The organism is Cohnella sp. GCM10027633 (genome assembly GCF_042675445.1).
GTDB lineage: Bacteria > Bacillota > Bacilli > Paenibacillales > Paenibacillaceae > Cohnella.
In genome coordinates this window covers 521,203-536,546 of record NZ_JBHTGV010000002.1, presented here as the reverse complement: position 1 = coordinate 536,546, position 15,344 = coordinate 521,203, and the positions used below count along the sequence as shown (strand labels likewise).

11 protein-coding genes are annotated in these 15,344 nt (G+C 58.8%); 8 read left to right on the top strand and 3 right to left on the bottom strand.

The features are described 5' to 3' along the window. The first annotated feature begins 17 nt into the window (after window positions 1–17). From ACFQZG_RS06770 to ACFQZG_RS06755, 4 genes are all read left to right on the top strand, one after another. Window positions 18–869, top strand: coding sequence for an ABC transporter ATP-binding protein (locus tag ACFQZG_RS06770; RefSeq protein ID WP_378150799.1), 852 nt, complete (start codon window positions 18–20; stop codon window positions 867–869). After that, a complete protein-coding gene (locus ACFQZG_RS06765; protein WP_378150798.1) occupies window positions 866–1,669 on the top strand; it encodes an ABC transporter permease in 804 nt (267 codons plus the stop codon). The genes ACFQZG_RS06770 and ACFQZG_RS06765 overlap by 4 nt, the downstream gene beginning before the upstream one ends. A 4-nt stretch (window positions 1,670–1,673) precedes the next feature. Further along, window positions 1,674–2,453 carry an ABC transporter permease gene (locus ACFQZG_RS06760; protein WP_378150797.1) on the top strand — a complete coding sequence of 260 codons (780 nt, stop codon included), beginning with the start codon at window positions 1,674–1,676 and terminating at the stop codon, window positions 2,451–2,453. A 230-nt stretch (window positions 2,454–2,683) separates the two neighbouring features. Then, window positions 2,684–4,831, top strand: a complete 2,148-nt coding sequence (locus ACFQZG_RS06755; protein WP_378150796.1) for a transglutaminase domain-containing protein — start codon at window positions 2,684–2,686, stop codon at window positions 4,829–4,831. Window positions 4,832–4,905: 74 nt separating this feature from the next. Here the strand turns inward: ACFQZG_RS06755 and ACFQZG_RS06750 are convergent, their stop codons facing one another. Genes ACFQZG_RS06750 through ACFQZG_RS06740 form a run of 3 tightly spaced genes read right to left on the bottom strand, consistent with a single transcriptional unit; the run spans window position 4,906 to window position 9,813 of the window. Beyond that, a complete protein-coding gene (locus ACFQZG_RS06750) occupies window positions 4,906–6,522 on the bottom strand; it encodes an extracellular solute-binding protein (RefSeq protein WP_378150795.1) in 1,617 nt (538 codons plus the stop codon). Then, window positions 6,519–7,997, bottom strand: coding sequence for a response regulator transcription factor (locus tag ACFQZG_RS06745; protein ID WP_378150794.1), 1,479 nt, complete (start codon window positions 7,995–7,997; stop codon window positions 6,519–6,521). Before ACFQZG_RS06745 ends, ACFQZG_RS06750 begins: the two co-directional genes overlap by 4 nt. After that, complete coding sequence (locus ACFQZG_RS06740; protein ID WP_378150793.1) at window positions 7,990–9,813, bottom strand: sensor histidine kinase; 1,824 nt, start codon at window positions 9,811–9,813, stop codon at window positions 7,990–7,992. The genes ACFQZG_RS06745 and ACFQZG_RS06740 overlap by 8 nt, the downstream gene beginning before the upstream one ends. A gap of 210 nt (window positions 9,814–10,023) precedes the next feature. Between ACFQZG_RS06740 and ACFQZG_RS06735 the strand changes: the two genes are divergently transcribed. The 4 genes from ACFQZG_RS06735 (at window position 10,024) to ACFQZG_RS06720 (ending at window position 15,321) form a co-directional block, all read left to right on the top strand. Further along, window positions 10,024–11,424 carry an ABC transporter substrate-binding protein gene (locus ACFQZG_RS06735; RefSeq protein WP_378150792.1) on the top strand — a complete coding sequence of 467 codons (1,401 nt, stop codon included), beginning with the start codon at window positions 10,024–10,026 and terminating at the stop codon, window positions 11,422–11,424. Window positions 11,425–11,510: 86 nt separating this feature from the next. Continuing rightward, window positions 11,511–12,419, top strand: coding sequence for a carbohydrate ABC transporter permease (locus ACFQZG_RS06730; RefSeq protein WP_378150791.1), 909 nt, complete (start codon window positions 11,511–11,513; stop codon window positions 12,417–12,419). A gap of 14 nt (window positions 12,420–12,433) precedes the next feature. Continuing rightward, on the top strand, window positions 12,434–13,267 hold the full coding sequence (locus tag ACFQZG_RS06725; RefSeq protein ID WP_378150790.1) for a carbohydrate ABC transporter permease: 834 nt from the start codon (window positions 12,434–12,436) through the stop codon (window positions 13,265–13,267). A 23-nt stretch (window positions 13,268–13,290) separates the two neighbouring features. Beyond that, window positions 13,291–15,321 carry a DUF5107 domain-containing protein gene (locus tag ACFQZG_RS06720; protein ID WP_378150789.1) on the top strand — a complete coding sequence of 677 codons (2,031 nt, stop codon included), beginning with the start codon at window positions 13,291–13,293 and terminating at the stop codon, window positions 15,319–15,321. Window positions 15,322–15,344 lie beyond the last annotated feature (23 nt).

The window sequence follows — 15,344 nt, the reverse complement described above, 5'->3', positions numbered from 1 at the left end:
ATTATAGGAGGTTCTGAATGATCACCGTAAGCGGCATTAACAAGTCGTTCAAGGTGGCGAAACGGACCGCGGGAGTTGGAAGCGCATTCAAGGCGCTGTTCCGGCGGGAATACACCGAAGTCGCCGCTCTGAACGACATCACCTTCTCGATCCCGCAAGGGGAAATCGTCGGCTACATCGGCCCGAACGGCGCCGGCAAGTCGACGACGATCAAAGTCATGTCCGGCATTCTCGTGCCCGACAGCGGTACGTGCAGCATTATGGGTTATACGCCCTGGGAAGATCGCGTGAAGTACGTGAAGCACATCGGCGTCGTGTTCGGCCAACGGTCGCAGCTCTGGTGGGACGTCCCGGTCGCGGATTCGTTCGAGCTGCTGCGCGACATCTACGATGTCCCCGAGGCGGAATACCGGAGCAACTTGAAACTGTTGACGGAGACGCTGGACTTGGGATCGTTGCTCGGCACGCCGGTCAGACAGCTCAGTCTCGGCCAGCGCATGCGCTGCGAGCTGGCGGCGTCGCTGCTGCATAGCCCGAGCTTGCTGTTCCTCGACGAACCGACGATCGGGCTGGACGCCGTATCTAAGCTCGCGGTTCGCGACTTCATCAAGACGATCAACAAGGAGAAGGGCGTCACCGTCATTCTTACGACGCACGATATGAACGACATCGAGGCGTTAGCCCAACGCATTCTTCTTATCGGTAAAGGGCGTCTGCTATATGACGGCGGCGTCGACGAGCTGCGGGGACGGTTCGGTACGAGCAACGCCGACGGACGGAACGGCGAACCGGCAGTCGACGCGCAATCCGCGTCCGCCTCGATCGAAGAGGTCATCGTGCAGATGTACAAGGAGTACCAGATTACATGAAGGCCTATTACGCCATCTTCAAGCTCCGGCTCGCGAACGGCATGCAATACCGCGTCGCCGCGCTGGCCGGCATCGCCACGCAACTCTTTTTCGGCCTCGTATTCATCATGGTGCTCGTCGCCTTCTACCGACACAGCGGAATCGAGATGCCGATCACACTCTCCGAGCTCACCGCCTACATCTGGCTTCAGCAAGCGTTCCTCTCGTTCATCATGCTCTGGTTCCGGGACAACGAGCTGTTCCAGCTCATCACGACGGGCAATATCGCGTACGAGCTGTGCCGTCCGACCGACATCTACGGCTTCTGGTTCGCCAAGCTGCTCGCTCAGCGGATCGCCAGCGCCCTGCTTCGCTGCATGCCGGTCATCGTCATCGCCATGCTGCTGCCCGCTCCTTACCGGTTGACGCTACCGCCAGAACCGATCAACCTGTTGCTGTTCGTCGTGACGCTGTTGCTCGGCTTGCTCATTCTCGTCGCCATCTCGATGTTCATCTATATCATGACGTTCGTGACGATGTCGCCGACCGGTTCGCTGCTGATGTTCAGCGTGCTCGGCGAATTTCTAGCGGGGCTGACGGTGCCGATTCCGCTGCTGCCCGTCTGGCTGCAGAACATCGTCTACGCGCTGCCGTTCCGCTGGTCCGGCGACTTCCCGTTCCGCGTCTACTCGGGGCACATTCCGGTCGACGAGGCGCTCGTCGGCATTCCGTTGCAACTGCTGTGGCTGACCGTGCTCGTGGTCGGCGGCGCTTACGCGATGCGAGGCGCGCTCCGGCGCGTCGTCGTGCAGGGAGGTTGACGTCATGAGACTGTTCGGCAAGTACTTGCTCATCCTGTTCAAGTCGCAGATGCAATACCGCGCTTCGTTCCTTCTCATGTCGGTCGGCCAGTTCTTCATCCCGTTCACCGTGTTCGCGGGGCTCTACTTCCTCTTCGAGAGGTTCGGCAATATCGAGGGGTGGACGTTCTACGAGGTGGCGCTCGTGTTCGGGGTCATTCATATGGCGTTCGCGCTCGCCGAATGTCTGTCCCGGGGCTTCGATACGTTCTCCTCGCTCGTCGTGAGCGGGGAGTTCGACCGGTTGCTCGTCCGGCCTCGGGGCACGGTGCTGCAGGTGCTCGGCTCCAAGTTCGAGTTCACTCGCATCGGCCGAGTTATTCAGAGCCTGATCGTGCTGGGTTGGGCGATCGGAGGACTAACGGTGGAATGGACGGGGTGGAAAATCGTCGTGCTGCTCCTCATGATCGTCGGCGGCGCGGCCGTCTTCGCCGGCATCTTCATGATCATGGCGGCGCTCTGCTTCTGGACGATCCAGGGGCTCGAGGTCGCCAACGTGTTCACCGACGGGGGGCGCGAGATGGCGCAGTACCCGCTCTCCATCTATCAGAAGTGGATCACGCGCTTCTTCACGTTCGTCATCCCGTTCGGCTGCGTGAATTACTTGCCGCTTCTCTATATATTGGGGAAGACGGACACGCCGTTCTATTACTCTCTCTTGCCGCTGGCGGGGTTCGCGTTCCTCGCGCCATGCTGGCTCGTGTGGCGCATAGGCGTTCGGCACTACCGTTCGACGGGATCGTAATGATTGCAATAGAATCGTAATCTAACTTTCATCTTCTCTTCATGTCCTCTTCATGTTAAGCGTCTATAGTAGAGACATGACCCCCCTTTGATAAATATACCTTGTGGCTGGCGGCCGACGTGGCGCCAGCCAACTTTTTTGCGCTTCCCCGTTTTTTTCTGTTCATAAATCCAGATTATGTATATAATCAATCCGTGCGGTTACCCATGGATTGGAGATACACGAACCCTATGCGAAGAATATTCGGATTTATACTCCCTCTCTGTCTCGTCTTATTAACGATGCAAGAAGCGCCTGCTTCGGCTGCCGCCCCGGTCGCCAAGCCCTTATTCGGATCCGTTTACCGAGACGTCTCTCCCGTATTCAACGTGAGCGCTTCGAGCGCGTTCTCGCTTACTCTTAATCTAGGAAAAGGCACATACGATGCGGGCTATATTACGAAATTATTCCGCGTATATGCGGATAGGGCATGCACGATCGACATCAATGCCGAAGTAACTTACGATGCGAGAACCAAGTCGGTGAAGATCGCGCCGCCTACCATCGAGAATAGCGTCTATTATAGACCCGCGTTCGATAAATCCGGCTCTCGATCGTGGGGCGGTCAGCAAAAGTATTACTTGGTCGTCGCGTTGGATGCGGCAGCTACGAAGCCCGCTAAGCTGAAAACGCCGCTTCGCATGATGTTCTCGGTCGGTTCGACTGTTCCGATGCCCGAATTAACAGCCGAAATAAGCGAATCCGGCAACACGGCGCTGGCATGGGATTCCGTTCCCGGCGCTACGAGATACAATGTCTACTTCGGAGACCGCACCGGATTGAAGTTGCTTACGGACGTTACCAGGACCAGCTTCAACTTGACTTACGACTCAGGATCCCAGACTAGAATGAACACGCTCCTTAGCGAAAACTACGACTATGCGGTAACCGCGGTAGTAAGAGGCATAGAATCCAGACTCAGCAATGTGATTCGCGGCGGGGACCTTGTCGCCAATGCGCCCTCGATGCTTGCCCCGGAACAAGAAAAGCAGTATTTCCTGGCGGACGGTTCGGAGCTAGCATGGCTTCCTTTAAGCGCAAAGGTACAAACCCGCCAAGAGCTTGAAGCAGGATCGGGAAATTATGTTACGCTGAACCTTCCGGTCATATGGGATTTATCTATCTCGACCGATTCCAACGGGAATCGATTCGCCGGATCTATTCTCGGAACGAACTTTCAGCTATACGCCAGCTTCGATACCCCTCCGACCGAAGAGCAAACCGCGGACTTCTATCCGTTCAACGCCCTCTCCAGCTTCGGCGCAAGCGACGGCGAGGCAATAATGAATTTCGAATCCGTCCCGAAGACGAAGGTCGCGTCTTCCTCCGTTCCGTTCAACCTCACGAAGACGATCCGACTAGCCTTATCGAGCAAACCGCCTGCCAGAAGCTTGGAACAGGCCATTCTGGACGGCTTATCGGCTCGCAAGACGATGATTAACCTTATCGATTATCCCGTCGCGGGAGACAGCGACCTGCTGAAGGAAACGTTAACGAAGATCATTGCGCAGTCGCCGCTCGTTCTGGACGAGCGCCGATTCAGCTTCGATTACAAGTCCAACGCTCTGAACGTCGAATACGCCGCCTCCCAAGCGACGATCAATAAGCAGCAAGATGAAATCCGCGCGAAAGTCGCGGCCGTTATTGCCTCCATCCTGACGCCGGACATGTCGGATATAGACAAAGAATTCGCGATACATGATTGGATTGCGTCTAATAGCGAGTATCGGAACGAAGTGTTCTTGGAGTACACGAACGGCAAGGACTCGAACGAGATCGAGCGAATGTATCCTTCCGCCTTCAACCCTTACGGAGTTCTGATAGAAGGATCCGGAGCGAGCCAAAGCTACGCGGAATCCTTCAAGCTCCTCGCCGATGAAGCCGGATTGCCCGCAATCGTCATGACGGGCTGGATAGGCGGCCTTCCGCACGTTTGGAACATGGTAAAGATTTCCGGCCTCTGGTATCATGTCGACGTAACCAACAACGATTCAGGCCTGCCTTATCACGTATTCAACGTTACTGGAGAGCAACTGATCGATTCATATTCGCCGAACCCTGTATTGTTACCGAACAAGGGCATCGCCACGATAATGAATTCCGACGGCAGTTACGATTATTACGCGCTAGTCGGACAATACGCGCGGACGGAAGAACAGCTCCGCGACTTATTGGACGAAGGCTTCGAGACGGGAGAAACCTTCTGCGTCAAAATCCCGCCGGGAATGCCCATGGAGCACGCGATCACGATTATGCAGCAACAATTCGAGGGAAACGAAGCCGCAAGCGTCTATACCAGCTATCAGACTCAGTTGAACGTGCTTGCCCTTATTAAATAGATCGAATCTCCTCTTCTTCCGATTCGGTCTTATCCGGATAAAAGGCGCCCGGTCCGCAGACCGGGCGCCTCTCCTTACAATCCCATTTCCTTCGCCTTCGCGTTCACTTCCTCAATCATCTTGTCGAGGCCTTTGGCCTTATACCCGTTAACGATGTCCTGCCAGATAACCTCCACCGGAAGCTTGCTGATCATGACCCGGATCATATCGTCGCTGTCGAAGATCGAGAACCCATCCTTCGTGGGGGTGGACAACATCGTCAACCGGGACTCGTAAGGCTGCGGAGTCGTCATCTTCATCGAGTAGTCGAGCAACTCCATTTGCAACCGATGCGCCCCTGGTGAGATACCGGCGTATGCGGGATCGATCTTCGACATGCCGTCCCACTCCAACAGGTTCGACAGTCCGGAGAAATACTTGTATTTGGTCAGCGGTCCCGCTTCCGGATCCTTCATCGTAATCTTCGAGCCTTCCTTGACGTAATCGACGCCCTCCAGCCCGTAATGCCGCATCTCCTTGAATTCGGGAGCGTTCATATAGTCGAACAGCCGCAGGATGCGGTCCATCTTATCGTCACCGACCTTGGCCGAGACGTAGCTCTCGGACCAGAACGACTTGAACACCGGATGATAGCGATTGCCGTCCATGGCGACCAGCGGCTTGAGCACCTTCACCTTGTCGTAGAACGAATCGTCCCCCGGATACAGCTTCAACCATCTTTCCTTATAGATGTTAACGTCGACGCTCTCGAACATGCCGGCCGTGATCAAGGCCGCGACTTGGCCCTGGGCGAACTTGTCCCGTCCCATCTCCCCGCGGGTCACGGTCAGCTCCGGATCGATCAATCCGTCGTTATAGAATTGCCGGATCAGCTTCAGCGATTCGATCGCGTGCTTGGAGAACACGGCGGGGATGTACCGCCCGTCTTCCTTGATCCACTTGAAGTCGCTGCCGCTGCCGTCGCTCGTCGCCGCCGGCGCGCCATACAGCCAGAACAAGCCTCCGACGAGCAGATTGCTGACGGCGGACAGGCCTTCGATCTGCTTGTCCTCGGGATCCGCCGCGACGATCGCGGCGAGCATGTCGCGGAATTCCTCCCACGTCTCCGGCTCCTTCGTAATTCCCGCTTGTTGCGCCAAGTCCCACCGGTACAGCACGATTCTGTCCAGGACGTTATAGTCGGTGCTGTCGTACGTCTTGCGGGGAACGAAGTATAGCTTGCCGTCCTCCTTGAAGTTCTGGATCTCCGGCGTGGAGACGTATTCGGCGAGATGCGGGTAGGCCGACAGATCTTCCGGGAGCGGCTTGATGAACCCTTCCTCGACCCAGCTCTGATAGTAAGAAGAATGAATCGCGTCGCTCGAGAAAATATCCGGAAGCTGCCCCGTCGACGCCCACATCTGGAATTGCTGCACGTAATTCGCCGTCGTGATCGGAATCGGCTTGATTCGGATGTTCAGCTTCTTCTCTAGCGCCTTCACGAGAGGGTCGTCCGTCGTCGCGGTTTCCGCGAGCCCCCATAGCGCGACCGTGATTTCCATCGGCTCGGAAGCCGTCGTTCTCTCCTCCGACCTTTGTCCGTCGTCGCCCGAGGAGCCGCCCCGGCAGCCGCTCAACGCCGCGAGCAAGAAGACCCCTAGCGCGAGCGCCGCGCATAGCCTAGTCCGCCGCCTGACCGTAACAACGCTCATGCCTTCTCCTCCTTCAACCGGAACTGCCGCGGCGTCTGCTCGGCGTGCTTCTTGAACACGCGGATGAAATAGAAGTAGTCCCGGATGCCGACGTTCTCCGCCACTTCCCCGATCGACAGCTCCGTCGTCCGGAGCAGCCGCTTCGCCTCCTGCAGACGGACGTTCGTCACGTACTCCGTGAACGTCGTCTTCAGCTCCTTCTTGAACAGCTGGCTCACGTAATTCGGGTTCATGAAGTAACGCTTGCCGATGCTCTGAATCGACAGATCGCCGCGGAAGTTCTCGTGAATGTGCTTCACGATCTCGTTAAGGTTCGCGTGCGCCGTCTTCTCCGGCAACGCGGATGGGAACGGAGCCGCCGGCGCGCTCGCCGGCGCGCCGCTCTCGACGACCCGAACCAAGGCGTCCAGCATCGACTCGAAGCTCGGATAAAGCGGATACAATTGTTCCTTGGCCGAAGGATACTCGTCCTCCAGCGCGTCCGACCGGCCGCTCGTCGCGTAGAAGCATACGAGCCGATAGATTCTGAGCGCGTGGCGTATGCGCAAGCCGGCTCTTCGCTCCGGCGGCCTTAACGCATCCAGCGCGGCGCGAATGCCGGCCGCATCCCGGGAAACCGCCGCTGCCTCGAGCTTGCTTACCCAACCGTTAGCTTGCGCCGCCGCCGAGGTCTCCTCATGCGCTCCGGACGCTTTCCGCACGAAGACGCCGTCCCGGTTGCCATGCACGAAGAAGTCCCACGCGCAGTCGGTCGCTTGCTCGATGGCGTCCGCCAGCCGCGCCAATCCGCGCTCCGACGCGGCCGCCCCGATGCCGACGATCTCTTCGCCGACCGCGATGGGGTCTGCGAGCAAGTCCGAACCGTTCGCTCCTTCCGCCGACTGGACGAAATAGACGGTCCGAGCGCTGCCCAGCGACACCGCGACCGCGGGCCGATCGTCGCCGAACGACAGCCGCCCCCGCCCGATCGAGACGTATACGCCCAGCTTATCGTCCGTTAATCCTTCGCCGCGCAACAGACAATCGAAGGCTTCGGCCGCATGCGCCGATCCGCGATCCTCCACCAGCTCCAGCAGCCGCCCTTCGCGCCTGCGTCTGCTCTCGTCGATCGCTAGGTTCGCCTTCGTCAGCAGCGTCTCGATCTCGTGATCGTCGAACGGCTTCAGACAATAGCCCAACACGCCGAACTGAAGCGACTTCTGGACGTACGCGAACTCCGCGTATCCGCTGATCACGATGATCTGCATGTCCGCGTCGAGCTCCTTGATCCGCTTGATCAGCTCCAGCCCCGACATGCCCGGCATCCGGATGTCGGTGAAGACGACGTGCGGCCGTATTTCGCGGACGAGCGCCAACGCCGTCGCGCCGTCGTTCGCCTTGCCCGCCACGCGATAGCCGCTCTTGCGCCAGTCGATGCCGGCTTCCAAGCTCTTCAGCACGAGATTCTCATCATCCACGAGCAGCGCTTTATACAACGAGATCCCCTCCTTGCATGCGATCTTGGGCGCCGGCCGGCATGGTCAGCGTAATGCGCGTCCCCTTATCCGCCTCACTATCGAAGGCCAGCCCGTACGCCGGTCCGTAAGCCAGCTTCAGTCGGTTATGAACGTTGGCGATGCCAATGCTTCCGTCGTACGAGACGCCCGCGCCGTCCGCGTCCAATCCGGACGGCTTGGCGAGCAATCCGCCGCGAATGCGCTCGAGCGTCTCCGCGTCGACGCCGATGCCGTCGTCTTCGATTCGGACGGTCAGCGTGTTCGCTTCGTCGACCGAGCCGCTAATGCGCAGCAATCCCTTCGACGTCTTCGGCTCCAGCCCGTGGAAGATCGCGTTCTCGACGATCGGCTGCAGAATCATCCGCATGACCGTCGTCCGGAGCGCTTCCTCCGTGAAGTCGTATTCGACCTCGAACCTGCCCTCGAAGCGGATGAGCTGCAAGAAGACGTAAGACTGCACCGCGTTCAACTCCTGCTCGAGCGGAACGATGCCGGGACCCTTGACGCTGTACTGGAACAGCTTCCCCAGCGCCTTCGTCATGTCGACGACTTGCCGCGAGCCGGCTTCCAACGCGACGCCTTTGATCGATTCGAGCGTGTTGTACAGGAAGTGCGGATTGATCTGGCTTCGCAAATACGCGGTCGCCGCCTTCTCCTTCTCGATCTCGGACTTGAGCAGATGCGTCTCGGTCTCGACGAGCCGGTCGGTCAAGTTGTTGATCTCGCCCAGCATGCCGTTGAACCGTTCGCCGACGACGTTCATCTCGACGTTGCCCTCTAACCGTAGGTCCTGTTTCAAATCTTGTATGTTCCCCGACTTGATCCCGTTAATGAACCGCGCAAGAATCTGGATCGGATGAATGATGTTGTTAAGGATGATGCCGAACGGAATCGCGGTCAAGAGCAGCGCGAGAATGGCGATCAATACGCTTCTCGTGCGCGCGTTGTTCAGCTCGGACAGCAGCGCTTCCTCGGGCACGAAGCTGAGGACGGCCCCCTCCATCTGGTCCAGCTTCTCGATCCGGACCGTTCCTTGGACTCCGCCGATCGTATCCATCATCCGCAGGGGAATTTCCGTCCCGTCCGCTTGGCGGCTTAACGTCTCGAGGATCCGGGAAGCATCCGGGGAACGAAGCTCCGGATAAGCGTCTCCGTTGCGGTCGATCAGATAGAAGCTCACGCCCGGCTCCGATTCCGTCTTGTCGCCCAGGAACATGTCGTCCACGTTGGCGATGACCGCGATGTATCCGATCCTTTTGCCGACCGCTCCGCCCGCCAAGTCGTCCGCGTAGATGTTCTGCGCGAACACCATGCCGGTCTGCTGAGTGATTCCGTTAACGAACGGAACGAAGCCGCTCGCGTAGATGCCGCCCGTCGCCGCGATATCCTTCTCCAGCCGGCGGGCGTATTCGAGTCCTCCGTTAAGGCTGTACCTCGTCCCGCCGTATCCGATCAGCACGATGTCCTCGAACCCTGTCCGGCCGGCCTTCAAGGAGATGATTTTACGGTCGAGCTCCTTGCCCATTTCGTATTCCAAGCTCCGATCGTTCTGCGTCAAGAACTTCTGCACGAACGGATCGAACGCGAGATTCAGCATGATCTGGCCGACCTCGTCGACGTTCCGGGACAGACCGAGCTTGAACTTGCGAATCGCGTCTTCCGTATACCGGTCGTTATTCTTCACGATGAGGCGCGACGATTGCGCGGACAACGAATAGAGGATGACGAGCATGGCTGCCAGGATGCAAGCGACAGCGATGAAGATTTGCGTGCGTATGCGCAGCTTTTTGAGCAATCCCATGTCCTCCCGCGTCGCGATGTAATAGAGGAAAAATGTCGTTTTGTCTATGCACGTTAATTATATCATCTTCGTTATGGGTTGGATTCGCGAATCGGAGAGAACTGAATATCGTCCATACTTCCCTAACGAGAAGGCATACTTTGCGGCCCGAAACGACCCTATAATCGCAATTGTAACCAACTTCGCTTTAGGGGGAATCGATCCGTGATCCAATCAAGAAAGAGTATCGCAACCGTTCTGCTCTCCTCTATGCTAGCGCTTACAGCACTGTCTGCTTGCGGCAACGGCAACAACGAGCCGTCTGCCTCCGCTCCGGCTTCGTCCGCGGCGGCTTCCGAAACGCCGGCCGCTTCCGAATCCGCTCCTGCGGCTTCGAGCCTGGAAGGCAAAGTCGTCTTCTGGTCGATGTGGAGCAATACCGAACCGCAAGCCAAAGTCATCGAAGAAGCGGTCGCCGACTTCGAGACGGCCAACCCGAAAGTCGACGTCGAAGTGAAGTTCAACGGCCGCGACATCAACAAGCTGCTGAAGCCGGCGCTCGAGAGCGGCCAACAGATCGACATCTTCGAGCAAGATCCGGGCGCCGCGTTGACCAACCTGAAGGATTACGTGCTGAAGCTGGACGACCTGCTGAATCAGAAGTCGGTCGGCTCCGACGGCAAGACGGTGAAAGAGACGCTGCTGCCGTCCTTGATGGACTGGTCGAAGACGCTGTCCGTCCCGGCTGGACTGGAAGAAGGATATTACGCGATTCCTCAACAACCCTACGCGGTGCTCTTCTTCTATAACAAGGCGCTGTTCGCCAAAGCGGGCATCACGAGCGTGCCGACGTCGTGGGAAGAGTTCCTCGCCGCTTGCGAGAAGCTCAAAGGAATCGGCGTGGATCCGATCACGTTCGACGACGCTTACCGGGATCTGTTCATCGGCGGCTACTTCGGCAGCGCGATGGGCAGCGACTGGACGGACAGCCTCGTGAAGGACGCGACGGGCGAAATGTGGAGAGACCCGATCGTCGCCCAATTCGCGAACGACATGAAGGTGCTGCACGACAAGGGCTACTTCTCGGATAAAATCGCGGGCAATAAGTATCCTGCGGGACAGCAAGACCTCGCGCTCGGCTCGGCGGCGATGTACTTGAACGGCACGTGGCTGCCGAACGAAGTCGCTGCGACTGCAGGTCCCGACTTCCAATGGGGTTCGTTCCAATTCCCGGTCGTCGCGAACGGCAACGGCAAGGGCGGGCTGGCGGGATTGAGCTTCGGCGCGCAAGGGCTGCTCATGAACAAGAAGGGCGCCAATACGGAAGCCGCGTTCGAGCTCGTGAAATACTTGGTCGGCAAGAAGGCGCAGGAAGCGATGGCGACTTCGGCTCTCGCGATTCCGGCAACCGTAGATACGACTTGGCCGCCGCAGCTCGCGGAAGCCTCGGTCGCATTCGATAACGCGAAATTCAACATGCCTTGGGGCTTCGGCATCGACAACGGTGCCGACTTCTCGACGGGAACCGTTCTGCCTCAGTTCATGGAACTGGCCACGGGCAAGCTCGACCCGGCCGCTTACGTCGAGAAGATGGTATCCGAAGCGAAGAAATTTTACGGCAACTGATAACGACTAACGGAACATCGTAAGTTCCGGGCGCGGCGCTCCGTTCGGACGCCGCGTTCGGACTTCATGCGGAGGTGAAAGGCCCCATGCGAATGAACAAATCGGTCGTTGCGCTTTTCCTGATGCCGGCCATCCTAATCTATCTCGCCGTGTTCCTCTACCCGACTTTGCGGACGCTGGCGATGAGCTTCTACGATATTCCGACGCTCTCTAGCAAAATGCACGAATGGAAGTACGTCGGCCTTACGAATTACAAGGATTTGATGGACAGTCCTTACTTCACCGGCTCGGTATCGAACATGCTCGGCATATGGGCGATCGGGGGCGCGATCATCTTCGCCTTCGCCTTCCTGTACGCGGTCATCCTGACATCCGGGGTGCGGGGCGTCAACTTCTGGCGATCGTTGATTTTCCTTCCGAACACCGTGTCCGCCGTCGTGCTGTCGGTCGTTTGGCTTCAATATATTTTCAACTCGCGCTTCGGCTTGCTGACGACGTTCTTCAACAAGATCGGCCTCTCGTCGCTCGCGGAGATCCAGTGGACGGACAACGACCACATCTACTTCTCGATGATCCTCGCCTTCAGCTTCGGCTCGATCGGCTACTTCATGCTCATCCTGAACGCGGGCATCAACCGGATTCCCGCCGACTACTTCGAAGTGGCGACGCTCGAGGGCGCCGGACCGATCACCAAGTTCTTCTCGATCACGCTGCCGCTCATACGGGACGTGTTCCGCACGACGCTCGTCCTCTGGACGATTACGGCGTTCAACTTCTTCGTCTGGTCGGCCACCTTCGGACTGGACGATCCGCACACGGTCACGCCCGCTTACTACATGTATCAGAAAGTGTTCGGCAAAGGCGGCAGCGTCTACGTCGAGGAGTCGTTCAACGTCGGTTCCGGCGCGAGCGTCGGCATCCTCATCACGGCGGCCATCCTGATCGCATCGCTTATCATCGGCCGGTTATTCCCGAGAGAACGGCTTGAATACTGAACGGAGGGAATCCCATGCAAGCGAATAAATCCAAAGGGCTCTGGCTGGCCTACGTTCCGCTCTATGCCTGGCTCGCCTTCTCGCTCGTGCTGTTCGGCTGGGTCATCCTCGCGTCGCTCAGCACGACGAGGGACATCTTCACCAACGACCTGCTCGGCAGCGGCATTCAATGGTCCAACTACACCGGCTTGTTCGAGGAACAAGGCATGGGTCGCTACTTCCTGAACAGCGTCATGTATACCGTCCTCTCTTGCGTCGGCATCGTCGCGATCGCGGCGCCGGCCGCGTACGGTCTGGCCCGCTTCCGCTTCAAGGGCCGCGGCCTCGTCAACTTGATGTTCGTGTCGGCGATCGCGATCCCCGGCATTCTGATCACGATTCCGCTGTTCTCGCTATTCGTGCAATTCAAGTTGACCGGCTCGATCTTAACGCTCATACTCGTCTACGTATGCACGAACGTGCCGTTCGGCGTGTTCTTCCTGACCGGGTTCTTCTCCTCCATTCCGAGGGAATTCGAGGAATCCGCGGCGATGGACGGCTGCGGTCCGGTCCGCGCGTTCGTCAAGATCATCTTGCCGATCGCCCAGCCGGGGATGATCACGCTGTCGATCTTCAACTTCCTGGCCATCTGGAACGAGTATTTCTTCTCGCTCATCTTCGCCAACGAACCGGGGACGCGGACGCTCGCGCTGGCGCTGCAATCGATCGTGTACGGCTTCGCGAACACGGGCAATTACGGCGGAATTTTCGCGGCGTGCATGGTCGTCTTCCTGCCTAGCTTCATCGTGTACATGTTCGTATCGAAAAAAATCATCGCAGGCATAACCGTAGGCGCGGTTAAAGGCTGACGGATCGGAGCTGACGCAATCAGATGAAAGTAACCGTATCGACGCTCGAGATCGAAGGCGCATTGCTCGAAGGAGACAATCCGCTCCCGATGTTCCGCAGCCCCGACCCTCACCGGAAGGTGCTGGCCGACGCGAGCATTCCGCCGGAGCTCGTTCGCCATATGGGCGAGCACACGGGGGAGCGCTACTTGCCCTACCGGATGCAGGATCGCTATTCGCGGAAGCGGCGGACTTTGCGATTGAAGACGATCGAGTTAGAGAACGACGTGCTTCGGGCGGTATTCCTGCCGGAGTACGGCGGACGGCTCTATTCGTTGAAGGATAAGAAGCGCGACCGTGAAATTCTGTACCGTAACCCGGTATTCCAGCCGGCGAATCTCGCGATTCTGAACGCGTGGTTCTCGGGCGGCATCGAGTGGAACATCGGGCATATCGGCCATACGTTCACGACGAGCTCGCCAATGCACGCAGCTAAGCTGATCGACGGCGATGGCAACGAATTCGTCCGGATGTACGAGTACGAGCGGATGAAGAACGTATTCTGGCACATCGATTTCCATCTGCCGCAAGGTTCGGAGCAGCTCCTCGTCTACGTGCGGATCGTGAACGACAACGACAAGCCGGTTCCGATGTATTGGTGGACGAATATCGCGGTACAAGAGACGGAGGGAGCGCGCGTCTTCTCGGCGACGGACGAAGCGATCTATATCGAGGCGGGGTTGCAAGGCCACGCGTTCGGCAAGCTGCCGGGCCTCCCTTCCGTGCCGGACGCGGACGTCTCCTACCCGATGAGCTTCCCGTATTCGAGCGAGTACTTCTTCCAGACGCCGGCCGAATGCCGTTCGCCATGGGAAGCTGTCGCTTACGAGGACGGCAGATTGTTCTACGAACGTTCGACTTCGCTGCTCCGCTATCGCAAAATGTTCTGTTGGGGACATCATCCCGGCGGCATGCGTTGGAGAGACTTCTTGGCGAATCCCGGCGAAGGCGGCTATATCGAGGTTCAAGGCGGCTTCGCGCCTACGCAATTGCACGGGCTCGAGATGCCGGCTCATACGGAATGGGACTTCACGCAAGCGATCGGCATGACGGACATCGACGCCGGTTCGGCGATCGGCGGAGACTGGGGTCGGGCGCGCGAGGCGGTCGAGCATCGCGTCGGGGAAGCGTTGAGCGAGGAAGGGATGTACGCGGCGCATGAAATGCTGCGTTCGCTGGCGGAGCTTACGCCGACGGTGTCGCTCCAGGACGGTTCGGGTTGGGGAGCGTTAGAGCAGCTTCGGCGCTCGGCGGTCGAAGGGCGCGCGATGCCGGCGGGCTTCGCTTTCGCGGACCGGACGTTGGACGATGCGCAGCGGCCATGGCTCGACTTGCTCTACCACGGGCGACTTAGCGGCGCGTCCCCTCGCGAAGTGCCGCCTTCCTGGGTGGTACAGGACGAATGGGCGGCGATGCTGGCCGACAGCCTCGACCGGCCGGAGGGCGGAAGCTGGGAAGCCTACCTACATTACGGGGTCGTCTTGTTCGAGAACGGCCGCGACGCCGAAGCCGTAGAGGCGTGGGAACGGTCGCTGGCGATCGAGCCTTCCGCTTGGGCGTACCGGAACTTGGCTCAGGCGATGGTTCGGCGCGGCGAGCACGACGAGGCGCTCGCCATGTACGAGCGGGCATTCGCGATTAACGGCGAATATCCGGACCGCGCGCTCGCGGAAGAACATCTGTCGTTGCTCGTCCGTCTCGGCCGGCACGAGCGGGCTTGGGAATTGTACGAATCGCTGCCGCCGTCGTTCATGGACGGCGACCGGATTCGTATCATCGTAGGCGCGGCGGCGCTGGCGCTCGGCAAGGACGACTACATGCGCGGCCTGTTCGAGACCGAGTTCGCCGTCATCCGCGAAGGCGAAGTGCAGATCATCGAGCTGTGGTACAAGTATCACGCCGGCAAGCTGGCCGCCTCGCGCGGCGTCGCGGTGACGCCGGAGCTCGCGGACGAAGCCGCCCGGCTTTATCCGCCGCCGTCGGCGATCGACTTCCGCATGATCGCGGGGCAGTAGACATAGGAAAGCCAATCACTCGA

Bases quoted from the DNA above. Each gene is read 5' to 3' on its own strand.
- ACFQZG_RS06755 (WP_378150796.1), top strand. From the start codon at position 2,684: ATGCGAAGAATATTCGGATTTATACTCCCTCTCTGTCTCGTCTTATTA.
- ACFQZG_RS06770 (WP_378150799.1), top strand. From the start codon at position 18: ATGATCACCGTAAGCGGCATTAACAAGTCGTTCAAGGTGGCGAAACGG.
- ACFQZG_RS06730 (WP_378150791.1), top strand. From the start codon at position 11,511: ATGCGAATGAACAAATCGGTCGTTGCGCTTTTCCTGATGCCGGCCATC.
- ACFQZG_RS06720 (WP_378150789.1), top strand. From the start codon at position 13,291: ATGAAAGTAACCGTATCGACGCTCGAGATCGAAGGCGCATTGCTCGAA.
- ACFQZG_RS06760 (WP_378150797.1), top strand. From the start codon at position 1,674: ATGAGACTGTTCGGCAAGTACTTGCTCATCCTGTTCAAGTCGCAGATG.
- ACFQZG_RS06725 (WP_378150790.1), top strand. From the start codon at position 12,434: ATGCAAGCGAATAAATCCAAAGGGCTCTGGCTGGCCTACGTTCCGCTC.
- ACFQZG_RS06765 (WP_378150798.1), top strand. From the start codon at position 866: ATGAAGGCCTATTACGCCATCTTCAAGCTCCGGCTCGCGAACGGCATG.
- ACFQZG_RS06750 (WP_378150795.1), bottom strand. From the start codon at position 6,522: ATGAGCGTTGTTACGGTCAGGCGGCGGACTAGGCTATGCGCGGCGCTC.